Source organism: Anaerovirgula multivorans (assembly GCF_900188145.1).
Classification (GTDB): domain Bacteria; phylum Bacillota; class Clostridia; order Peptostreptococcales; family Natronincolaceae; genus Anaerovirgula; species Anaerovirgula multivorans.
On the sequence record NZ_FZOJ01000036.1, the window covers coordinates 22,339 to 44,607 of the forward strand.

The window sequence follows — 22,269 nt, forward strand, 5'->3', positions numbered from 1 at the left end:
TATAATATAATGATGCTGAAGTGGTAGGATATACCAAGGAAAGCACGGGAAAAGAGTGAGACAGGAATTTATCATATCATGCTAAGAGGAATTAATCGTCAAACAATATTTCGAGATGGCCAGGATTGTGTGAAATTAATTGAAATATTACAACAAAGCAAAGAAAAAAGTGAATTTGAGCTTTATGGCTACTGCTTAATGGGAAATCATGTGCACTTATTGTTGCGTGAGGGTAAGGAATCAATATCACTAGTGATGCAAAGAATGTGTTCTAGTTTTGTATATTGGTATAATTGGAAATATGACCGTTTTGGACATTTATTTCAGGAACGATATAAAAGTGAAGTTGTAGAAGATGAAGCGTATTTGATAACAGTATTAAGATATATCCACCAGAATCCAATTAAGGCTGGAATAACAAATTCAGTAATAGAATATAAATGGAGTAGCTATCATGAGTATATTCGAAAGCAAAATATTATAGATTGTGAATTTATATTGGAATTATTTGCAACAGAAAAACAAACTGCAAAGAAGGAATTTGAAAAATACATGAAAGAAGTTAATGAGGACATTTGTTTAGATTATGAAGAAAAACATCGGATTGCGGATGAAGAGATAATTAAACTAATTGAAGAGGAATATGGAGTGAAAAAAGGCTCTTTTCATTTGTTGGAGAGGGAAAAAAAGGATAGGACACTGAAAAATTTAAAAGCAATAAAGGGTGTTACAATAAGACAGATTGCGAGAGTAACAGGGGTAAGCAAGTACATGGTTGAAAAGGCATAACAGACAAATCCCTGTCCCTTTGTCTTTTAATAAGTGATGAAGATATCTTCATGGGAATCTCTCCTTTGTGATTTGATCGTCACTTTGAGATTCCCATTTTTTATGTTTTTATGCAAATGTAATTTTTACCTTGGAATAACATGGGTTAAGTTAACGCCTATGAATTAAAGATTAAAAATTACATAAAACTATAATGAATAATCAATGAAAGATACTTATATATTCAATAAGTATACTGTTTAAGAAAACGTTGACAAAAAAATATAGGGATGATAAAATACTAGTATACTAATGAAATTGTCGGACGAATGTGTATATTCATAAAAAACAATTTTGTTGGTTACATAAGTTAAAAATATATGAAAATTAGAGGTGGAGAGAATGAAAAAAAATTTTTGTAAGTTAATTGCATTTCTTGTACTTGTTTTACTTACCACATCTGTATTAAGTGGATGTGCATCAAACACACCTGTAGATTCGGTTGATTCATCTGATGATAGCAAAGTTTACGAATTTAAATTTGGACACGCTGCAGACGAGAACAATACATGGCATAAGGGAGCTATGAAGTTTGCTGAAGAAGTAGAAAAAAGATCAGAGGGAAGAATTAAGGTTACGGTTTATCCTAGTGAAATGTTAGGGAATGAAATAGACAATGTAACTGCAATTCAGGCTGGGACAGCAGATATGGTACTGTCCGGAGAATCGCTTCAAAACTGGGCAAATAAAGTTGGAATAATGTCAACTCCATATTTAATAAAGGATTCAGAACATCTTAAAGCTGTTATTCAAAGTGAAGCAGGAGAAATCATTGAAAATGAAATTTATGAAAAGGCGGGACTAAAGGTTTTAACTTATTTTGAAAGAGGTCCTAGAATGCTTTCTTCAAATAAACCTATAAACAATATTAATGATTTAAATGGGTTAAGACTTAGATTACCTAACGTTCCTTTATTTGTTGAGACATGGAATCACTGGGGAGCAAGACCAACTCCAATGGCATTCTCAGAGGTATTCACAGGATTACAGCAAAATACCATTGAAGCACAGGAAAATCCATTGGCACTTATGCACAGTGGTGGATTCTACGAAGTTCAAAAATATATAAACAATACCGCACACGTGCGTGGATGGATTTATATGTTAATTGGTGTTGATCAGTGGGAAGCACTACCAGACGATCTTAAGCAAGTAATGGAAGAGGCTGCTCAAGTTGCTCAAGAATATGAACATCAGTTATTCCTTGAAGGTGAGGAAGAGATATTCAATTCACTTATAAATGAAAAAGGAATGGAATTTATTGAAACAGATACATCTGAAATGATATCTTCAGCAGAGGAATACTATCAGGAAAATCTGGATGCAGAGCTTTTGGAGCTATATAACCTAATAAAAAATGTAAAGTAAAATCAATTTAGTATCCAGCTTTTGCTGGGTACTAAACTTTATAAGTTTAAATGTTTAATTGAGGGAGATGCCATGAAAATAAAAAGCTTAATAACTAAAGTATTGGACATTTTAACAGTAATAACATTTATAGCTTTAATAAGTGTTGTTGTTCTTCAAGTATTAGGAAGAACCCCTTTATTACCTAAAGCCTTTCATTGGACTGAAGAAGTTACTAGGATGCTTTTTCTTTTTCTAATATCAGTGGCTTCTATCTCGGCAGTGCTGCATAATGAGTTTGTTTCAGTAGATTTGTTTACATCTAGGCTACAAGGTAAAGTGCTGTTGATATATAATACCATAATTCACTTTGTTTTAGGTATATTTCTGCTATATTTAATTCCTGCTGGTATTAAATTTATGAATTTAGGAGCTAGACAGCTATCCCCTGGATTAAGAGTAAATATGAAATATGTTCATAGTTTAATTTTGTTGAGTTTAGCTGGGATGGCATTAGCACATATATATATGGGGACAAATAATTTAATCTCTTTAAAAAATAGGAACAAAGAAAGGAGGTTCAATAATGACTAGTTTAGTAATATTACTTTTCATATCATTTATCGTAATCCTTATGTTAGGTTTTCCAGTTGCCTATTCACTGGGGATTTCATCCTTTATTTACCTAGTTTTATCTGGAATAGATCTCTTTGCAATTCCGCAAAAAATGTATGCAGGGATGGATTCTTTTGTTCTATTATGTATACCAGGATTTGTTCTTGCAGGTAATCTAATGAATGTCGGTGGAATCACTCAAAAAATTGTGGATTTTGGAAATCATCTTTTCGGTCATATCAGGGGTGGTCTGGGCTACGCTAATATAGGTTCTTCAATGATTTTTGCGGGGATATCAGGTACCGCCATTGCAGATACGGCATCTGTAGGGGGAATAATGATACCTGCTATGAAAAAATCAGGGTATGATTCTGAATATTCATGTGCAATTACAGCTGCTTCTTCAACTATTGGACCCATCATACCTCCTAGTGTTCCTATGATTATTGCAGGCACTTTAACTGGAATTTCGGTAGGTAGGTTGTTTATTGCGGGATTGATACCTGGTATATTGGTTGGTTTCTTCCAATTCTTTGTAAACTGGTACATGTCAAAAAAGAATAACTATCCTAAAGGTGAAAAAAAGTCACTTAGAGAGGTATTAAGTTCATTTAAAACTGCATTTTGGGCAGTTCTTATGACTATTATAATTTTATATGGTATACTTGGCGGTATATTCACACCAACAGAAGCTGCAATTGTAGCTATTTTATATGCACTTATCGTGGGAATGTTCATATATAAAGAGATAAAATTAAATATGATTCCAAAACTAATTGTAGATTCTGCTAGATCCTCAGCAAGTATACTAATATTAGTTGGTTTTGCAAATGTGTTTGCATGGATACTTGCAAGTGAACAAATTCCTCAAATGATTGCAAATTCAATGCTTGAATTAACTTCGAATAAAATAATGATGATTATACTTATAAACCTACTACTTCTGATTGTAGGGATGTTTATGGAAACTATATCTGCGATTGTAATTCTTTTTCCAGTTCTTCTTGCTGTGACAAGATCATTTGGCATACCTGATATTCAATTTGCAGTTATGGCGGTATTAAATCTTATAATAGGACTTGTTACACCACCAATAGGAGTATGTCTATTTGTCGCATCAAAAATTGGAGGTATAAGTTTAGCTCGAATATCAAGGGCGATAGTTCCGTTTTTAATAGCTAATATTCTAGTGCTTTTACTGGTTTCCTTTTTTGCACCAATCACTATGTGGCTTCCAAGTCTTATGTAATTATGAATAAATTAGGAGGTAAATAAATGAAGGCTGTAATGGTAAACAAACCCTTTGAAATAGAAATCGTAGAAATGGAAAAACCTAAAATAGAAAAAGACACAGAGGTATTGATAAAGGTTAAGGCAGCAGGTATATGTGGATCTGATGTACATATATATCATGGCACCAATGCTGTAGCTACCTATCCAAGGGTAATGGGGCATGAAATTGTAGGAGTAGTGGAAGAAGTTGGTGAGAAGGTAACTAAAGTAAAAGAAGGGGACCGAGTAATAATTGACCAGGTTATAAACTGTGGTGAATGTTATGCTTGCAAAATAGGAAGAGGAAATGTATGCAGCAATCTAAAAGTGAGAGGCGTTCATGTGCATGGGGGATATAGGGAGTATATAACCGCTGTTCAAGATGATTGCTACATATTGCCAGAAGATTTATCCTATGAAGATGCAGTAATGATTGAACCTGCTACCATTTCCGCCCAGTGTTTATCAAGAGCTGAAGTTACTGAGGATGATACAGTTCTTATATTAGGAGCTGGAGCCCTTGGAACGAGTATACTGAAGATTGCAAGGCTTACAGGAGCAAAAATAATCGTTGCTGATATTTTTGATGAGAAATTGACTGAGGCAAAGGAACTTGGGGCCCACTACACAGTAAATATATCTAAAGGAGATCCTATTTCTGAAATAAAAAAGTTGACAGATGGGTATGGTCCTACTGTATCTATAGATGCTGCTTGTACCAAGGAGACACTACCTCTGCTGCTTGATGTTACTGGTAATGCAGGGAGGGTAATAACAATGGGCTTTTCAGAGGAACTTTCTTCTGTAACACAGCTTAAAATTACAGCAAAAGAGCTTGATGTTAGGGGATCTAGACTTCAAAATAAGAAATTTCAAAGTATATTGGACTTAGTAAAAGACAAAAAACTTGATTTAAAGGGTAGTGTTTCCCATACATTTAATTTTTTAGAGTTGCAGAAAGCTCTCGACTTGATAGATAAAAAGGATCCCACGGTTAGAAAAATCGTACTCACTTTTTAATATCTAGGATATAAGTAAGGAATTAAAGAATTACAGAGACGAATCTGAAAACATAAGAGAATACTTAAATATTTATATTAAAGTCCCTTATCGACATTGTTCCATGAAAAATATTATGCTATAATATTATTAATTTTCAATACATTTTTTACCAAAGAGGAGATAACGTGAACATTTTAAAAAGAGAATCATATGAAACTGCCAGAGATTATGCATATCGTACAATTAGGGAAAATATTATTTCCTTAAATTTAGAACCAGGAAGTATGCTAAGTGAAAATGAAATAGCTCAAGAACTGGGTATAAGCAGAACTCCAGTAAGAGAGGCCTTAATTGAATTGAGCAAAACGAAGATGGTAGAAATTATTCCTCAAAGGGGTAGTTTTATCTCCAAAATCGATTATGGGATAATTGAAGAGGCAAGATTTTTTAGGCTTATAGTAGAAATTGCAATTGCTGAACTTGCTTGTGATTTTGCTTCGAATAAAGATATAGAAGAACTGGAAGAATTAGTATCACTTCAAGAGTTCTATACTGAACGTAATATGCCTGACAAAATGTTAGCTGTTGATAATGAATTCCATAAGATTCTATATAGGATTGCGAACAAAGAATTTATCAGAAAGATAGTTGAAGATACTACTGTCCACTTTGATAGGGTAAGGAGACTTAGCATTAGTGCAATTAAAATGGATAGCATAATAGATGATCACAGAGCAATAATTAAAGCCATAGAAGAAAGAGATAAAAAGAAGGTTAAGGAAGTAGTAACAAAGCATCTTACCAGATATAAAGTAGATGAAGAATTAATAAGAAAAAAATATCCTGAGTATATTTTGAATTAATTATCAAAAGTTACAAAAATTCCCTTTTAAATGTGTGCTTGGTAAATACCAGTTATATCTATCTAAAAGGGATTTTTAAATATATAAAATTTGAATTTCCAACACAACGCATTGACAGAATAGTCTATATATGCTAGTATACTAGTATAGAACATCGATTTGAAAGCGGGGACGAAAACTATGAAAATGACATTAAGATGGTTTGGCAGCAAACATGATAGTGTAACTTTAAAGCAAATTAGACAAATACCAGGATGCGTAGGAGTTATAACAACTCTTTACGACACTAAGCCAGGAGAAATTTGGAGCACTGAAGCAATAAAAGCCTTAAAAGAAGAAGTTGAGGAGGCAGGACTCGAACTTAGCGGTATTGAAAGTGTTAACATCCATGATGATATCAAAATCGGTCTTCCTACAAGAGACAAGTACATTGAAAACTATATCCAAACCCTTGAAAATCTAGGTAGGGAAGGAATCGATCTTGTATGCTATAACTTCATGCCTGTATTCGATTGGACAAGATCTGATCTTGCAAAGGTGAGACCTGATGGGGCTACAGTGCTTTCCTATGATCAGGAGTTAATTGATCAGATTGATCCAGCCAAGATGTTTGACCAAATGGAGTTCAGTTCCAATGGCTTTGCATTGCCAGGATGGGAACCTGAAAGAATGGTAAGGGTTAAGGAATTGTTTGAGATGTATGAAGAGGTGAATGAAGAAAAATTATTTGACAATCTTGTATACTTTTTAAAGGCAATTATGCCTACTTGTGAAAGGTATGGAATTAAGATGGCTATTCATCAGGATGATCCAGCTTGGCCTGTATTTGGATTGCCAAGAATTGTTAATACTAAGGAAAATATTCAAAGGTTACTTGATGCAGTTCCTGTTATGAACAATGGATTAACATTATGTACAGGATCTCTTGGTTCTAATCCTAACAATGATATTCCAGATATGATAAGAGCTTTCAAGGGAAGAATTCATTTCGGTCATGTTAGAAATCTTATCCATCATGCTCCTGGTAAATTTGATGAAGCATCTCACCTTTCTTCAGATGGCTCATTAGATATGTATGAAATAATGAAAGCATTTTATGAAATAGGAATAGAAGGTCCCCTAAGACCTGATCACGGAAGAGCGATTTGGGATGAAGTTGCAATGCCAGGCTATGGATTATATGATAGAGCTTTAGGAGCAACATATTTAAATGGTCTTTGGGAAGCTATAGAGAAATCATCTAAATAAAATAGAACCAAGAAAGGGTGATTAAAATTAAATTAACTATTGATGGTTTAAGGGATATTAAAGCTTGGCAAGAAAAGGGATATAAACTTCCCAAATTCAACTACGAAGAAGTAAAATCCAATACTATGAAAAAACCCAACTGGATTCATTTTGGTGCAGGGAACATCTTTAAAGCTTTTTTAGCTAATGTACAACAAAATCTTTTAAATGAAGGTAAAAGTGATAAAGGGATAATTGTTGCAGAAGGTTTTGATTATGAGATTATTGAAAAAATGAACAAACCCCATGACAACTTAAGTCTTCTTGTTACCTTAAAGGCAAATGGAAGTATTGAGAAGACTGTGATTTCAAGCGTAGTGGAATCACTCATAGTAGATTCTCAAGATGAAGAAAATTGGGATAGATTAAAAGCCATTTTTGCAAATCCAAGTTTGCAGATGGTAAGTTTCACAATAACTGAAAAGGGATACAGTTTAAAGGATGCTAAAGGAGAATATCTTCCGGCAGTTTTAGAAGACTTCAAAAGAGGATATGAGACTCCAGTTAGTTATATAGGTAAATTAGCATCTCTTGTATATGAAAGATATTTAAATGGAAAAGCACCTCTTGCTCTTGTAAGTATGGATAATTGCTCCCATAATGGTACCAAGCTTTATAACGCAGTTAGCACTTTTGCAAAGAAGTGGGTAGCAAATGGATTGGTAGAAGAGGGATTTGAAAAATATGTCGATGATGCTAATTATGTATCCTTCCCATGGTCCATGATAGACAAAATAACCCCTAGACCTGATGGAAGCGTAAAGGAAATACTAAAAAGCGATGGATTTGAAGATGTTGAAGATATCGTTACATCAAAGAATACCTACGTAGCTCCCTTTGTAAATGCAGAAGAGCCTGAGTATCTTATTATAGAAGATATTTTTCCTAACGGAAGACCTAATCTTGAAGACGGAGGCGTCTTATTTACAAACAGAGAAACAGTTGACAAGGTTGAAAAGATGAAGGTATGTACTTGTCTTAATCCACTCCATACAGCCCTTGCCATATATGGTTGTCTTTTAGGTTACACTTTAATCTCTAAAGAAATGGAGGATTCTGAGCTTAAAACACTGGTAGAAAAAATTGGCTATGTAGAAGGATTACCTGTAGTTGTAAACCCTGAAATAATTGATCCCAAGAAATTTATCGATGAAGTGATTAAGGTAAGGTTTCCAAATCCATTTATGCCTGACACGCCTCAAAGGATAGCCACAGATACCTCGCAAAAACTTGGAATAAGATTCGGAGAGACGATAAAGGCTTACATGGCAAGAGAAGATCTTGATGTTAAAGATTTAAAATATATTCCCCTTGTTTTAGCTGGATGGTGCAGGTATCTAATGGGAATAGATGATAACGGAAATGAAATGGAGTTAAGTCCTGATCCAATGTTAGAAGAAGTAACACCTCATGTTTCAGGTATCAAGCTTGGAGACAAAGGATCTTTTACTGAAAATTTAAAACCTATTTTATCAAATGGATCAATTTTTGGAATAGATCTATATGAAGCTGGATTAGGTGAAGCTATAGAAGGTTATTTTGCCGAGCTGATATCATCTGAGGGTGCAGTAAGAGAAACATTAAAGAAATATTTAAGTTAACTAGCTTTTGTACAAAGACCGTGAACAATTTGGATAACTCATCCAGGGTGTATGAATTTCCTATAGAAACTGAACTTCAACCTTGAAAATCTTGCAAACTATTAATATACTAAGATTATTCTTCTTTAAAAAGCATATTGTAGTATAGACTAATGTAATACTTAAAGGCCAGATAAATTAATATATCTGGTTTTTACAATGAATTAAGGTCGAACATCAAATTAAAACAAACTTGGAATTTACCGTTATTTTTCATAGATTTTGCATTTGAGACAGTTATTAATTTAAACAATGCTAGAAAAGATATGGTTGTAAAAGAGGATGGACAATATCAACTTATTATTAGCAATCCTCAAAAAGATATAGGTGTCAGTTTTGGTCTAATAGTTGAAAAACAAAGTCCATCAATATAATGAATAGACTTTGTTTTGTATTAGATGTCATAGATGTTGATATTACAATACATATTTAATATAATTACATTAAGTAGAGTATAGAAATAGGGTGTACATTGATGCATCCTATTTTTTTGTATTATTTTTTTCCTGAATCCTCATTTGAATTGTATTTCTGTTTGATAAAGTCTATATACTCATTTATTTGCTTAATGGCTTCCACTGGTAATCTGGATTTATCCAAATGATAATACTTAGTCTCAAGACTAGGCTCCTTTACTAGAGACACATCTCTATCATAAGGATTTTTTATTTCTGATCTTCCAAGGAGGTAATCAACTGTAACATTGAAAAAATCTGCGAACTTTTCAAGCATAATAGAATCCGGGGTCCTTTTTCCCAGCTCATACTGTGAAATTGTTGATTTTGCCAGATTGAATTTTTGACCTAACTCCTCTTGACTTAGATCAAGGGCTTTTCTAAGATTACGAAGTCTATTTTGAAAATTACTCATATAAACACCTCCCTATGGATATTATAATACACATTTTGTGAACTTTAATAAAACAAGTAAAAAGTAGTCGAAATGACTAAAAAATATTGACTAGTAGTCGTTATGTGATATTATATAACCATAGAGTTTACATTAGGACTACTTAATTAACGGAGGTGATAGACTTGTATAAAAATTTGAAAACCTTAAGGGTAAAGAAAGGGCTTACACAAAAAGAAATGGCTATAAAACTTGGCTACAAATATACTAGTGGTTATAATCAACTTGAAAAAGGGAAAAGAAAAATTGATATAGAAACTGCCCAAAAAATATCTATGATACTCGGGGAGCCTGTAGAAAAAATTTTTTTTTGACAGCAAAGTAACCGATGAGGAGATCGTTGATATTAGATAAGAAGGAAATCAAGACATTGAGAATCAATGACTAAGAATTATAATCCAAAATCCGCAAAACGTAATGACATCAATTGCCTTTTGTTTTGTCAGAACATCTTTGTATGACAAAATCATGTCTAATAAAGAATGTAAATATGAAGTTAAAGAGGGGATTGCATGACTAAGAATAAATATGAGAAGAACACGGGCATTATATTAATTGATAGTAGTGGGGACGTTCTATATTCAAGTAGTAATTGTAAATATGAAACCAATAATTTTCTAAAGGAAATACGAGTTTTTGACAGAATAAGAACAGAAAATTTTGGTATGAAAATGTGCGGTAAGTACAAGGTTTTCATTGAGAGAATACTTATAACTAATCAAACTATATATGTGGTAGAATTCATGAATGTAGTACATACAGATAGCCTTTTACCTATTGAATATAAAGACCTTATGAGTGGATTATACAATCGAAATATGTGGGAACATCTATTGAAGGATGGATGGAAGGAATTACGTTATCAATTTAATGCTTTAGTAATCATTGATATTGATAATCTAAAAGAAGTCAATGATAGGGAAGGTTATGCTGTAGGTGATAGGATTATAAAAATAGTTGCTGATTCCATTAAGGAATCCATTAGATCAAAAGACATTGCCTTTCGGTATGGAGGAGATGAGTTTACTATTCTGCTGAATGATTTAAAGAATAATAATATAAATAAATTGGTTGATAGAATAAAGAGAAGGCTCTGTAAGAATGCTAAAGATAATGAAATTCGTGTCAGTATAGGTACTACTATTTTAAAGGATTTGTCAGAATTACAAATAGCATTTCAGAAAGCAAATCAGGACTTGTATGAAGAAAAGCAATATAAAAAGCTACAGATTATCAATGAAAAATACTATGAATTGGCAGAGCTAAAAGAGACAATAGAAGAAACCAGAGGAAAGCTAAATGACTTAGTTGTTGTAAAACAGAATCATCTAAGTGAAGATATCTTAGATCTAAGCAGGAAGTTAGATCATATGATTTATAGATATGCGGTTATGGAAATAAATTTGAAATCTATGAACTGTCAAGTGAAATAATCAGAAAATGGATACAAATTCATCGGTTCCTATGCACTATAAAAACTTAATTATGACATTGGTTCTCGTTCCTTAGATATAGTTTTAATTTATAAAATTTCATAAATAATAGCGTTAGAGGAGGATTTATATTACAATAAGACTAATAAATAAAATAGTATTAAGAATTGAGGAGGGAACATATGATATCAGAAAAAGTAGTAAGTAACTTAAGTAGATCTTCTTGGATAAGGGCAATGTTTGAGGAAGGGGCAAAGCTTGCTCAAAAGTATGGGGCAGATAAGGTATATGATTTCAGTTTAGGCAACCCTTATGCAGAACCACCTGTAGAGGTAATTGAATCTCTGAAGAAACATGTATTAAGTGATGAAAAAGGACTACATAGATACATGAATAATGCAGGGTTTTCAGATGTTAGAGAAAAGATAGCAAAGTCCCTACAAAATCGAAGTGGTATTGAACTGACACAGCAGAATGTGATCATGACAGTTGGTGCTGCTGGGGGCTTAAATGTTGTTTTGAAATCTATTCTTAACGCGGGAGAAGAAGTCATAGTCTTTGCTCCATATTTTGTGGAGTACAGCTTTTATGCAGATAATCACGGAGGAAAAACCGTTATTGTTCCACCAGATGTATCTACATTTGAACCAGATATAAAGGCATTTGAAGATGCTGTTACACCAAAGACAAAGGCGATTATTATCAATAATCCTAATAATCCTACTGGTGTTATCTATCGAGAAGAAAAGTTAAAAGCTATTGCTCAAATCATAGAAAGAAAAGAAAAAGAATACAATACGAACATATTCGTTATCTCCGACGAACCCTATGGTGAAATTGTTTATGATCAAGCTAAGATTCCAAGTATATTTTCAATTTTCAGAAATGGGATAATTGTTAATTCTTTTAGCAAATCCCTAGGGTTAGCAGGAGAAAGAATTGGATATATCGCTGTAAGTAGTAAAATAGAGAATGTAGATATTTTAATCAACGCATTAACCTTTTGTAATCGTACTCTTGGCTTTGTAAATGCTCCAGGATTGTTTCAAAAAGTCGTGGGAGATGCTTTAGAAGCAAAGGTGGATACTGAAGAATATAAAAAGAGAAGGGACTTTCTATATAATCATTTGACAAGGCTTGGATTTGAATGTGTTAAACCTCAAGGAGCATTCTATCTTTTTCCTAAAGCTTTTATGGAGGATGATATAGAGTTTATTAAGAGAGCCCTGAAATACAATCTATTGCTAGTACCAGGAACTGGCTTTGGATGTCCTGGATATTTTAGAATTTCCTATTGTGTAAAATTTGATATGATTGAGAATTCTATCGATGCCTTTGCTAAATTGGCGGCTGAATTTAAATAAGGAAAGTATACTGTAGAAGATAAAGGGAGGAAGTTTTTTAAATGGCAAGAATATATAACTTTTCCGCAGGACCAGCAGTATTACCAGAAGCGGTTCTTAGAGAAGCAGCGGAAGAAATGTTAGATTATAAAGGTACTGGTATGTCAGTTATGGAAATGAGTCATCGTTCTAAGACTTTTGAGGAAATTATTGGAGATGCTGAAAAAACATTAAGAGAATTAATAAATATTCCAAGTAACTACAAGGTGTTGTTTCTACAAGGGGGAGCATCTCAACAGTTTGCAATGATTCCAATGAACTTAATGAAAAACAGAGTTGCAGATTATATTAACACAGGACAATGGACGAAAAGGGCAATAGCAGAAGCAAAGATGTATGGGAAAGTAAATGTTATAGCTTCTTCAGAAGACAAAACTTTTTCCTATATACCAGATGTAAAGCATTTAAAGATTTCTGATGATGCAGATTATATTTATATATGTCATAATAATACAATATATGGAACGAAATATAACGAACTTCCAGAAACAGGTGATAAGATATTGGTAGCTGATATGTCATCAGATATTTTGTCTGAACCAGTAGATGTATCTAAATATGGATTAATTCATGCAGGCGTTCAAAAAAACATAGGACCTGCGGGTGTTGTTGTTGTTATCATTCGTGAAGATTTGATTACAGATGATGTATTACCAGGTACGCCAACGATGTTAAGATACAAGATCCATGCCGATAATAATTCCTTGTACAATACACCACCAGCATATGGAATATATATGTGCGGCAAGGTATTTAAGTGGATTCAAAATATAGGTGGTCTGGAAGCTATGAAGAAAATTAACCAAGAAAAGGTGGCTGTATTATATGATTATCTTGATGCAAGCAGTATGTTCAAAGGAACAGTTGTAAAGAAAGATCGTTCTCTAATGAATGCACCTTTTGTGACTGGTTCAGATGAATTAGACGCTAAGTTTGTAAAAGCAGCTAAAGCAGCAGGGTTTGAGAATCTAAAGGGACACAGAACAGTTGGTGGTATGAGAGCCAGTATATATAATGCAATGCCAATAGAAGGTGTTAAGGCTTTAGTGGATTTTATGAAAAAATTTGAAGAAGAAAATAAGGAATAAGAATTAAAACAAAAGTTGATTCAAAATTCCCGTAGTGAATACAGGAGAAATTCTGATTTGCTGCGGGAATGTTTTTTGTAAAAATATTAAAGTCGCCTCCAAATAGAGAAGGTTCAATAAAAAAGGAGTAAAGATTTGAGACCACTGAAAAAGTCAAATAATATGGCAAATAGTTAAGGCTGTCTTTCTGAGTGTAGCGAAGAATCTTGTATTTAAGCGCTTTTAAAGATTCTTCATTTCACTTCGTTTTATTAAGAATGACACCAATCTGGACTTTTTCAGGGGCCTCCACCTGTCCCTATGATTTTTGATTTCTATAATTCTCAAGGGACAGGTATATCACCGGGATGAGAATCATTGTCAAGAAGGTGGATAACATCAAGCCATTCATGAGGGCGATGGCCATGGGACTGAATAATTCACTGCTTGAAACTGCCAAAGGTACAAGGCCTATCAGCGTGGTTATAGAACTCAACATAATCGGTGTAAAGCGTAAGCTAACAGCATTTAAGCAGGCCTCTTCAGTGCTATATCCCTCTTTTAGGGAGGTTTTGATATAGTCGATTAAAAGAATGGCATTATTAACTACGATTCCCATTAGACTAATGACCCCCAACAATGCAGTGAGGGACAGGGGTTTGCCAAAGATCCACAAACCCAGCATAGATCCAATCAGGGATAAAGGAACTGTAAATAAAATGATAAAAGGCTCAATGAAGGATTTGAATTCTATCAGCAGTATAGTGTATATGAGAAACAATATCAAGATTCCCAAAACACCCATATTAGAAAAATTCTCATCTATCTTTTCCCTTTCTCCCTCAAAAACTATTTGTACCCCGTCTAAGTCTATATTTTTTAACAGGCTGTTTTCCACATAATTTTCAACATCTACAGCACTATAGCCTGGCTTGATATCACTGGTGACAAATACACTTCTTTGTTTCTTAAACCGATTTATACTATCCATCTGAGGTTCTAACTGGATATTGGCAACCTGCTTTAAAAGCACTTTTTCCCCTGTGACACTGGATTTAATCCCTAGATTTTCCAGTTGATTCACACTGTTGATATCACTTTTCAATTCAATGTCATACTCTTTGCTTGATTTTCTATATACGGCATTTTTACTTCCAAAAAGAGCTGTGCTTATCTCCTGTTGTATATCAGAATTTAATAGTCCCAGCATGCTTGCCTTATCTGTAACCACCTCCACACTATACTCATAGGTATTCTCGCTGGCGTTGCTGTTTACATTAATGGTGCCAGGAATATCTCTTAATGCATTTTCAAGTTGCCAGGAAACTTCCTTTAGTCGGTTCATGTCCTTTCCTAGTACCCTTATGCCTACAGGGGTTTCTGTATCGGTCATTTCCAGCATTTTCAGAGTAGATACGGCACCGATAATCTGTGTATCCAACTTCTTTTGCAGATAAAATGCCAAGTCGTCCTTTGTTGTAAAACGTTGTGACCTTTTTAGATCAAACTTTAATATGGATCTGGTATAGTTCTCTTTATCTGGCAAAGGCATCATGGTTATATAAAATTTAGGCATGGAGGTACCAACTCCTGTGGTTACATTGATAATCTCCGGTTCTTCTGCCATTAGCCTGCTAATCTGATCTGCAATCCCTTCAGTGTACCCTAAATCCCCTATCTTCTCTACAAAGGTGTCAACGTACATCAAATCTTTATCTGCTTTTGGGAAAAATGCTACCTTCAGCTGAGGCATTACAAAACTTACCGTAAATATCAGTAAAAGTATCGAAATCATAAGGGTCATACCTCTCCTTTTTAACCCTAATTGCAGCAACTTCATAAAAAACTTTTTTATTTTCCCATCTTCTTTTTCTTGGTTTTCTTTTCTTTTTATGACCATCGAAAGTATGGAGGGTGTTACAAAGATAGCCGATACAAAGGAAGCCGACAACGCGTAAATCACCACTTTAGGCAGGCTGGATAAAAATCTTCCTACATCGCCGGGGATGAACATTAAGGGAACAAAAGCTGCTAAAGTAGTCAGTGTGGATGTGAGGACCGGCATGGCGGCTGAACTGGTGGCTTCAATGGCAGCCTCTTCTTTACTCTCCCCATTGTTGTATCTGACCTGTATCCCTTCACTAATGACAATGGTATTATCCACAATCATACCCAAAGCAATGATGAGGCCCGCCAGGGAAACACTTTGGAAGGTTACATTAGTAGCCCGCATGAGCAAAATGGTTACTGCCATGGTAAAGGGAATACTCAAGGCAACCACCACTGCATTTCTAAAGCCCATTCCGATGAATATTACCACAACAACCAGAATCATTCCCAGGATTAAATTAGTAATAAAGTTTCCCATACTTTTTTGGACATCCTCAGGTTGGAAGATTACTTCTGTTAAAACCAGATCCTGAGGCAGATCTCTTTTAATATTTTCCAGGACTTCCCTGACTTTTGCTCCGATAGGGATAATATTTCTGTCCTCTTTGAAATATCCTGCTACGATTACTGCATCTTGCTGCTCCTGCTTGACTTTTTTGACATTTTCCTTTAATTCCATATCCACAGTAGCAATATCTTTAAGTCTCACTATTGCCCCTGTTTCCCTCGAAACGCCCACAATCGTATTTTTTATATCCTCTATGGATTGATAAAAAGCCTTGGTTTGTACATATATCTTTCCCTCTTGATTTTCCAGAGATCCACTGGGGATCTCCAGATTTTGAGCATATAGGATTTCATCAAGTTCCCTCAAAGAAAGATCCAATTGATTTAACTGTTCTCTATGGACTTTGACGGTTATCTGCTTATCCACATTTCCTATCAATTGGGTCTTATAGATTCCTTCTACTTGCCCAATAGCTTCTTCTATCTTCTCTCCATAGGAGGATAACTGTTCATAGCTATACTGATCTCCAGAGAGACTGATTAGCATCCCTGCCGCTTCCGCCAAATTCGTATCTATTTCCGGTTCTTTGCAACCCTTTGGCAACTGATTCTTTACTTCATCGATTTTCTCCCTCAACTCTCGATTGGCTTTGTCTATGTCTGCATCATTGTGATACTCCACAATCACTACAGAAACATATTTTGCCGACTCTGAGGAAACCTTCTTAAACTCCGATATTTCCGAAACCGCATCTTCTATCTTTTTTGTAACCAGTTCTTCCACATCTTGAGGGGAGGCCCCTGGATATATGGTTGTCACCATGGAAGCAGTTACCTTGATATGTGGATTCTCTTGTTTTGGAATCACATAATAACTATACATTCCAAAGATTGCAGTCACCAGAGCTATAAACAGCACAATCCTTCTTTGCTGAACAGCAATTTTAATCAAGCCTTTCATTACCTTCCCCCCTATGATCTATCTTCTTCTGATTTCTTTGTGTTTAGAACCACCTCATATCCTTCCTTAACGCTTTTAAGTCCTTCTGTAATCAGCAGTTCTCCTTTCCTTAACCCCTCTAATAAAACCCTGTCTTCCTGGAGATATTTTATTCTTACATTTTTTCGCTTTGCCCTCCCTTGTTCTACAATAAAAACATAATCTTCCCCGTCGTTTAATATGTATTTGATTGGAATCCAGATTCCATCCTCCATGCCTACAGAGATTACCACTTCTATGATGGCTCCTATATTTACTTCCAGATTATCCATCAAATCTATATCGGTGATATAAGCTCGGCTCTCTTGATCCGGTATTTTATTGATTGTGGCAATGGTTCCCTTTACTTCCTGTTGATTGATAAAAACCGCTACCTCATCTCCCACGCCAACCTTTGAAACATCCTCCTGCGTCAAACCGATACGCCCTCTGTAGGCCTCACTGGACAATACTACTACAGGATATCCCGCTGCAGCCATCTCACTTTCTTTGCCAAGTATGCTAACCACATAACCATCACCATCAGCTATCAGCAATGAATCCTCCATAAGCTTTTCATTAGCATTAAAATTGGTCTTGGCTACTTCATATTGTCTAAAAAGCACTTCTATATCTTCATCCTGAAGGCCATCTCTTGTTAATTTCAGTATTTTTTCTGCTTGAGCAAAACTGATTTCTGCTTGATCCAGCTTTAGCTTCGCTTCCTTAAGCTCCTGCTGGGAAGCCCCTCCATTTTCATGGAACAGCTTTATTTTTTCATAATAATCCTTTACAAATTCATATTGATCACGGGCTTTATTTGCATCCAGCTCTGCCAACAGAATCTCTTCTTCTCTTGCTCCTTTGAGGGCTTTATCGTATTGGGCTTTTGCAGCCTCCATCTGTGCCTTAGTAGCATCTAGAGAAAATTTCAGTTCTTCTCCTTCCAACAGGGCCAGCTTATCTCCTTTTTTCACCAACTGTCCTTCTTCTACAAATATTTGTGCAATTTTTCCAGAAGTTTTAAAAGAATATTTTATTAAGTCTTTTGCCTCTACTCTCCCGGTATAATGCAGGGTAATGGGACGGGATTCCTCCTTCAACTCCATCACAGCCACAGGTTTGATGGTTAGCCCCTCCTCTGTATCGGCCTGACTCCTCCCACAACCTGTCAGTAAATACAATAATACAATTCCCAATATGAAAAATGTCCAGCTTTTTCTCATCTATCCTCTGCTCCTTTCTTTATTTAGTATTTATTTCAAACCAATAAAAACCATTCGGTCGTTATTGGTTTAAAAAAATTAGCTGATGAAATCAGCAAAAAAATGGGAATATCCATGAACATAATAGGTCACCAGCATTTTAATATTATTTCTAATCCATGCATCGCTTTTATTGTGTCTTATAATCTCTAACAGCCCCTCTATCAAACTGGTGGACACATAGTGGATAAAAAACCAATCATCATTTTTCATAAAGCTCCGATATTGTTGGAGTTCCCGTATAGAATGTTCCTCCATACGATTGATAAACATATCCTTAGTCTTTTCAAATCGAGTTCCTCTGGAACAATCTACGATTAGCAATATTTCTTCTCTATATTCTGTCAATAGTTCCATCAGTTCTTTTGCCATCAGGAGGATAAACCTTTCTGGATCAAAGTCTTCTCCACAATCATGCTGAAATAAGTTTTCAAAGGTTCTTTCAATTCTGGTATAAGCTTTATCGGTTAAATGATAAAAGATTTCTTCCTTTGATGGAAAGTAGTTGTACAGATTACTCTTACTTACCCCTGCCTCTTTGGCAATCATATTCATGGAAGTTCTCTCAAAACCGTTATCCAGAAAGAAATTCTTTGCCGCCCTGAGAATCTTCTCCCTTGTTTCATCTTTTAACACCTGCATTAAAGACCCTCCATTCTTTTTTCGTTTCTATTATATAGGAAAGGAATATTTTTGTAAAGATTTAAATTTTATTCTTCTTATAGACATACGCTTTTAAAGCTAAATTTTAATATACACGGTCTACGGTTTCGCCCAAAACCGTGGGCTGCAAATGTAGCCCTTAGTATATTAAAATTTAGGGGCGTATATCTATAATATAAGTCTTTTAAAGTCATGTTGAAAAGGAATAAAATAGAATGTTGATTTTATAAGGAATTAAACGAACTAAATAACAAAAGAATAGGATTCAACAATAGTAGGCATGTTGTTGACAAATATATTATGAAATGCTATTCTATCCATAGAATAGGAGGTGAATGATGACTCAAATTGAAATCATTTTATTGGCACTTTTGTATGATAAAGATTATTATGGATATCAAATGGAATCCATTATAGAACAAAGAAATATGAGGGAATGGGCAAACCTAGGATTTTCTTCAATTTATAATTCATTAAACAAACTTGAAAGAAAAAAATTGATAGATTCAAGATATGAGAAGGAACATGGTTCACCTAAGAGAAAAGTGTACTTTATGAAAGATGAAACAAGAGGAATTGTTAAGAAGCATATTATAAAAATGTTAAGTGAATATAATCGTGATTCAAGTGAGTTTGATATCGGGATGGCATTTTCCTATTTAATTTCAAAAAAAGAATTCTATCAAGCAATAATAGAACGCAAAGAAAATCTAATAAAAAGGAGGGAGTTTATACTTAAAAAATATAATCATCATCCAACAGCGAAGGAAAGGCCGCATATAAGAGCATTGTTTGAAAGACCTATGGAATGTATAAAAGCCGAAATCGTCTGGATTGAGAATTTTATTGAAGAAAATTTTTTTGATTAACTATTCTATATAATTAAGAAAAAATTTTAATGTCAGGAGATGTTTAGATTATGAACAAACCTTTAGTTAGTAATGCATTTCAAGCTTTTATGAATGAAGCGCCAAAACATGCAAAAGCATGGATGGAAGCAGTACAAAAACTAGATAATGCAAGTGCACTTGATAAAAAAACAGAGGAGCTTGCTTATATAGCAGTTTTAGCAGCAGCTAAGCTGGAAACTGGGATACCTTTTCATGTAAAGCAAGCAAAGGCAAAGGGTGCAAGCAGAGAAGAAATAATAAGTGCTGTACTAGTAGGCTTACCGGCAGTAGGGAATGTAGTAACAGCGGCACTTCCAATAGCATTAGAGGCTTATGATAATGAATAAAACTATATAATATTGAATAAATGATGGAGATAAAAACACAGTTTCGGTTGGTAGTCCGAACCTATCTATAATCAATAGATAGCAGTAACCTTCCCTCCTGGGGTTGTCCATTTTCCATTGATGGTGATTGTTTATCAGGAGGTATTTAAAAATGAAAATAAGCAGTAAATTTACAGTTTTATTTGAAGATCTTTTTTGGATAGGTATATTTGAAAGGACTTATAACGGAATGTATGAGGTTTCACGAATTATATTTGGTTCAGAACCTAAGGACTGTGAGGTATATGATTTTATACTAAAAGAATTTAATAATATAAAATTTACTAATTCAATTGTTGACGACAAGAAGTGTAACCATAAAAAAATAAATCCCAAAAGATTGCAAAGAAAAATTAAAGAAGAATTAAAAGACAATGGAATTGGAACAAAGGCGCAACGTGCAATGAAAATTCAACAAGAGATAAATAAAGTAGAAAAGAAAAAGATATCGAGGAAAATGAAAGAAGAAGAGCAAAGAAAAAAATTTGAATTGAAACAGCAAAAGAAAAAAGAAAAGCATAAAGGACATTGATAAATTGTAAGGTCATAAAAAGGTAATAGGCATTTTGCTTTTTCAATTTCATGATAAAAAACTTGACTCCAAGACAAAAAATATTCATAATTTTTTTTGGAAATTTGGTAATGTTACCATTCATAAAAATCTAACAATTTCAAGAAAAAAAGAACGTTTTCAATTATTTTAAATATTCAAAAAAATAAAAAAACTATTTGAAAAGCAATTCATTCTATGATATATTATTAAAATAAATCAAATATACAAAATAATATGGTAAAAATACCAACGGAGGTATACTGTGTACAAAGCAGTATGCCTCTTGTGCTTTTTGAATGCATTGTGCTCAGTATGAAAAATGCTTTCAGTTTTAGCAGCAATATTTTGCTGTAAAATCAATATAAAAAAAAGAGGGGAATGATTTTTATGAGACAGGTTGCTATCTATGGAAAAGGTGGAATTGGAAAATCAACCACAACGCAAAATTTAACATCAGCCTTAGGAGAAATGGGAAAAAAAATCATGATAGTAGGATGTGACCCAAAGGCAGATTCGACTAGGCTAGTGCTAGGAGGACTATCTCAAAAGACAGTTATGGATACTTTGAGGGAGGAGGGAGAGGATATAGATTTAGAGGATATCTTATTATCCGGCTTCTCAGGTATCAAGTGTGTAGAGTCTGGTGGCCCAGAACCAGGAGTAGGATGTGCTGGTAGAGGAATTATTACTTCTATTAACATGTTGGAAAGTTTAGGAGCATATGAAAATGATCTGGATTATGTATTTTATGATGTATTAGGAGACGTTGTTTGTGGTGGATTCGCGATGCCGATTCGTGAAGGAAAGGCACAAGAAATTTATATTGTTGCCAGTGGTGAGTTAATGGCTTTATATGCCGCTAACAATATTTCAAAAGGAATCCAAAAATATGCTAAATCTGGTGGTACCCGTTTAGGTGGCATCATATGTAACAGTAGAAATGTAGATAATGAGTATGCGTTATTAAATGCTTTTGCAAAAGAAATCGGCAGTCATCTAATTCACTTTGTACCTAGAGACAACATTGTACAAAGAGCAGAGATTAATAAAAAGACAGTTATTGAATTTGAACCTAAATGTGATCAAGCAGACGAATATAGAACACTGGCAAACAATATTGATGGTAATGACATGTTTGTTATTCCAAAGCCAATGCATACTGACAGACTAGAAGAATTAATGATGGAATTTGGTATTTTAGGTTAATGTGTGGATGCTTAATTTCAAAAATGTTTAGGAAGCTCCCCACCAAGGACGCCTATGAGCTTAAGCAGAGCCACACTTTATCATATGATAACATGAATGATAAAAAAAGTCAATATATAGTATCAAGAGGTAATATTTCAATGATTATTAAATAAAAAAGGTAATAAATAGATAACTCGTGATAGTAAAATATAGTACTTATAGTACTCGAACAGATGTAATTCTTTGTTTGAGTATATACAAAACTCGTGGTCTGTACTCATA

Annotated in this window: 20 protein-coding genes; 16 read left to right on the top strand and 4 right to left on the bottom strand. The window is 34.2% G+C overall.

Features of this window, described 5'->3' with window-relative positions; translation table 11 throughout:
* Nucleotides 1-78: 78 nt before the first annotated feature.
* The 8 genes from CHB72_RS22000 to CHB72_RS22035 all read left to right on the top strand — a co-directional run bounded on the left by CHB72_RS22000 (nucleotide 79) and on the right by CHB72_RS22035 (nucleotide 8,815).
* Entirely contained in the window at nucleotides 79-789 is a 711-nt protein-coding gene (locus tag CHB72_RS22000) for a transposase (protein ID WP_242975234.1), read from the top strand.
* Nucleotides 790-1,170: 381 nt separating this feature from the next.
* On the top strand, nucleotides 1,171-2,196 hold the full coding sequence (locus CHB72_RS22005; protein ID WP_089285024.1) for a TRAP transporter substrate-binding protein: 1,026 nt from the start codon (nucleotides 1,171-1,173) through the stop codon (nucleotides 2,194-2,196).
* Between the two features lie 72 nt (nucleotides 2,197-2,268).
* Nucleotides 2,269-2,769: a TRAP transporter small permease gene (locus CHB72_RS22010; RefSeq protein ID WP_089285025.1), complete on the top strand. Its 501-nt coding sequence runs from the start codon at nucleotides 2,269-2,271 to the stop codon at nucleotides 2,767-2,769.
* Nucleotides 2,762-4,039 carry a TRAP transporter large permease gene (locus CHB72_RS22015; RefSeq protein WP_089285026.1) on the top strand — a complete coding sequence of 426 codons (1,278 nt, stop codon included), beginning with the start codon at nucleotides 2,762-2,764 and terminating at the stop codon, nucleotides 4,037-4,039. The genes CHB72_RS22010 and CHB72_RS22015 overlap by 8 nt, the downstream gene beginning before the upstream one ends.
* 26 nt (nucleotides 4,040-4,065) lie before the next feature.
* A complete protein-coding gene (locus CHB72_RS22020) occupies nucleotides 4,066-5,082 on the top strand; it encodes a zinc-binding alcohol dehydrogenase family protein (RefSeq protein WP_089285027.1) in 1,017 nt (338 codons plus the stop codon).
* A gap of 167 nt (nucleotides 5,083-5,249) precedes the next feature.
* On the top strand, nucleotides 5,250-5,927 hold the full coding sequence (locus tag CHB72_RS22025; protein WP_089285028.1) for a GntR family transcriptional regulator: 678 nt from the start codon (nucleotides 5,250-5,252) through the stop codon (nucleotides 5,925-5,927).
* A 180-nt stretch (nucleotides 5,928-6,107) separates the two neighbouring features.
* Nucleotides 6,108-7,175, top strand: a complete 1,068-nt coding sequence (gene uxuA / locus CHB72_RS22030) for a mannonate dehydratase (RefSeq protein ID WP_089285029.1) — start codon at nucleotides 6,108-6,110, stop codon at nucleotides 7,173-7,175.
* 17 nt (nucleotides 7,176-7,192) lie between these two features.
* Nucleotides 7,193-8,815, top strand: a complete 1,623-nt coding sequence (locus CHB72_RS22035; protein WP_330397107.1) for a mannitol dehydrogenase family protein — start codon at nucleotides 7,193-7,195, stop codon at nucleotides 8,813-8,815.
* A gap of 534 nt (nucleotides 8,816-9,349) precedes the next feature.
* Here CHB72_RS22035 and CHB72_RS22040 read toward each other — a convergent pair.
* Nucleotides 9,350-9,724, bottom strand: a complete 375-nt coding sequence (locus CHB72_RS22040) for a helix-turn-helix domain-containing protein (protein ID WP_089285030.1) — start codon at nucleotides 9,722-9,724, stop codon at nucleotides 9,350-9,352.
* Between the two features lie 164 nt (nucleotides 9,725-9,888).
* Between CHB72_RS22040 and CHB72_RS22045 the strand changes: the two genes are divergently transcribed.
* The 4 genes from CHB72_RS22045 to serC all read left to right on the top strand — a co-directional run bounded on the left by CHB72_RS22045 (nucleotide 9,889) and on the right by serC (nucleotide 13,687).
* Nucleotides 9,889-10,077, top strand: coding sequence for a helix-turn-helix transcriptional regulator (locus CHB72_RS22045; protein WP_176431538.1), 189 nt, complete (start codon nucleotides 9,889-9,891; stop codon nucleotides 10,075-10,077).
* A 198-nt stretch (nucleotides 10,078-10,275) separates the two neighbouring features.
* Complete coding sequence (locus CHB72_RS22050; protein ID WP_089285032.1) at nucleotides 10,276-11,196, top strand: diguanylate cyclase; 921 nt, start codon at nucleotides 10,276-10,278, stop codon at nucleotides 11,194-11,196.
* A gap of 182 nt (nucleotides 11,197-11,378) precedes the next feature.
* Nucleotides 11,379-12,560 (top strand): pyridoxal phosphate-dependent aminotransferase, encoded by a 1,182-nt coding sequence (locus CHB72_RS22055; RefSeq protein WP_089285033.1) that lies wholly within the window; start codon nucleotides 11,379-11,381, stop codon nucleotides 12,558-12,560.
* Nucleotides 12,561-12,601: 41 nt separating this feature from the next.
* On the top strand, nucleotides 12,602-13,687 hold the full coding sequence (serC, locus tag CHB72_RS22060; protein ID WP_089285034.1) for a 3-phosphoserine/phosphohydroxythreonine transaminase: 1,086 nt from the start codon (nucleotides 12,602-12,604) through the stop codon (nucleotides 13,685-13,687).
* Between the two features lie 298 nt (nucleotides 13,688-13,985).
* Here serC and CHB72_RS22065 read toward each other — a convergent pair whose 3' ends face one another.
* From CHB72_RS22065 to CHB72_RS22075, 3 genes are all read right to left on the bottom strand, one after another.
* Nucleotides 13,986-17,024: an efflux RND transporter permease subunit gene (locus CHB72_RS22065; RefSeq protein WP_089285035.1), complete on the bottom strand. Its 3,039-nt coding sequence runs from the start codon at nucleotides 17,022-17,024 to the stop codon at nucleotides 13,986-13,988.
* A gap of 11 nt (nucleotides 17,025-17,035) precedes the next feature.
* The gene (locus tag CHB72_RS22070; RefSeq protein WP_089285036.1) at nucleotides 17,036-18,268 is read right to left on the bottom strand and encodes an efflux RND transporter periplasmic adaptor subunit; all 1,233 of its coding nucleotides are present in this window, start codon (nucleotides 18,266-18,268) and stop codon (nucleotides 17,036-17,038) included.
* 78 nt (nucleotides 18,269-18,346) lie between these two features.
* Complete coding sequence (locus CHB72_RS22075; protein ID WP_089285037.1) at nucleotides 18,347-18,949, bottom strand: TetR/AcrR family transcriptional regulator; 603 nt, start codon at nucleotides 18,947-18,949, stop codon at nucleotides 18,347-18,349.
* A gap of 359 nt (nucleotides 18,950-19,308) precedes the next feature.
* Between CHB72_RS22075 and CHB72_RS22080 the strand changes: the two genes are divergently transcribed.
* From CHB72_RS22080 to nifH, 4 genes are all read left to right on the top strand, one after another.
* Nucleotides 19,309-19,839: a PadR family transcriptional regulator gene (locus tag CHB72_RS22080; RefSeq protein ID WP_089285038.1), complete on the top strand. Its 531-nt coding sequence runs from the start codon at nucleotides 19,309-19,311 to the stop codon at nucleotides 19,837-19,839.
* A gap of 50 nt (nucleotides 19,840-19,889) precedes the next feature.
* Nucleotides 19,890-20,207 carry a carboxymuconolactone decarboxylase family protein gene (locus tag CHB72_RS22085; protein ID WP_176431539.1) on the top strand — a complete coding sequence of 106 codons (318 nt, stop codon included), beginning with the start codon at nucleotides 19,890-19,892 and terminating at the stop codon, nucleotides 20,205-20,207.
* Nucleotides 20,208-20,358: 151 nt separating this feature from the next.
* A complete protein-coding gene (locus CHB72_RS22090) occupies nucleotides 20,359-20,778 on the top strand; it encodes a YjdF family protein (protein ID WP_176431540.1) in 420 nt (139 codons plus the stop codon).
* Between the two features lie 408 nt (nucleotides 20,779-21,186).
* Nucleotides 21,187-22,005, top strand: coding sequence for a nitrogenase iron protein (gene nifH / locus CHB72_RS22095; protein WP_089285040.1), 819 nt, complete (start codon nucleotides 21,187-21,189; stop codon nucleotides 22,003-22,005).
* Nucleotides 22,006-22,269 lie beyond the last annotated feature (264 nt).

Coding starts and splice junctions, on each gene's coding strand:
- CHB72_RS22005 (WP_089285024.1), top strand. CDS start 1,171: ATGAAAAAAAATTTTTGTAAGTTAATTGCATTTCTTGTACTTGTTTTA.
- CHB72_RS22015 (WP_089285026.1), top strand. CDS start 2,762: ATGACTAGTTTAGTAATATTACTTTTCATATCATTTATCGTAATCCTT.
- CHB72_RS22055 (WP_089285033.1), top strand. CDS start 11,379: ATGATATCAGAAAAAGTAGTAAGTAACTTAAGTAGATCTTCTTGGATA.
- CHB72_RS22070 (WP_089285036.1), bottom strand. CDS start 18,268: ATGAGAAAAAGCTGGACATTTTTCATATTGGGAATTGTATTATTGTAT.
- CHB72_RS22080 (WP_089285038.1), top strand. CDS start 19,309: ATGACTCAAATTGAAATCATTTTATTGGCACTTTTGTATGATAAAGAT.
- nifH (WP_089285040.1), top strand. CDS start 21,187: ATGAGACAGGTTGCTATCTATGGAAAAGGTGGAATTGGAAAATCAACC.
- CHB72_RS22075 (WP_089285037.1), bottom strand. CDS start 18,949: ATGCAGGTGTTAAAAGATGAAACAAGGGAGAAGATTCTCAGGGCGGCA.
- CHB72_RS22020 (WP_089285027.1), top strand. CDS start 4,066: ATGAAGGCTGTAATGGTAAACAAACCCTTTGAAATAGAAATCGTAGAA.
- CHB72_RS22010 (WP_089285025.1), top strand. CDS start 2,269: ATGAAAATAAAAAGCTTAATAACTAAAGTATTGGACATTTTAACAGTA.
- CHB72_RS22050 (WP_089285032.1), top strand. CDS start 10,276: ATGACTAAGAATAAATATGAGAAGAACACGGGCATTATATTAATTGAT.
- uxuA (WP_089285029.1), top strand. CDS start 6,108: ATGAAAATGACATTAAGATGGTTTGGCAGCAAACATGATAGTGTAACT.
- CHB72_RS22000 (WP_242975234.1), top strand. CDS start 79: ATGCTAAGAGGAATTAATCGTCAAACAATATTTCGAGATGGCCAGGAT.
- CHB72_RS22040 (WP_089285030.1), bottom strand. CDS start 9,724: ATGAGTAATTTTCAAAATAGACTTCGTAATCTTAGAAAAGCCCTTGAT.
- serC (WP_089285034.1), top strand. CDS start 12,602: ATGGCAAGAATATATAACTTTTCCGCAGGACCAGCAGTATTACCAGAA.
- CHB72_RS22065 (WP_089285035.1), bottom strand. CDS start 17,024: ATGAAAGGCTTGATTAAAATTGCTGTTCAGCAAAGAAGGATTGTGCTG.
- CHB72_RS22090 (WP_176431540.1), top strand. CDS start 20,359: ATGAAAATAAGCAGTAAATTTACAGTTTTATTTGAAGATCTTTTTTGG.
- CHB72_RS22085 (WP_176431539.1), top strand. CDS start 19,890: ATGAACAAACCTTTAGTTAGTAATGCATTTCAAGCTTTTATGAATGAA.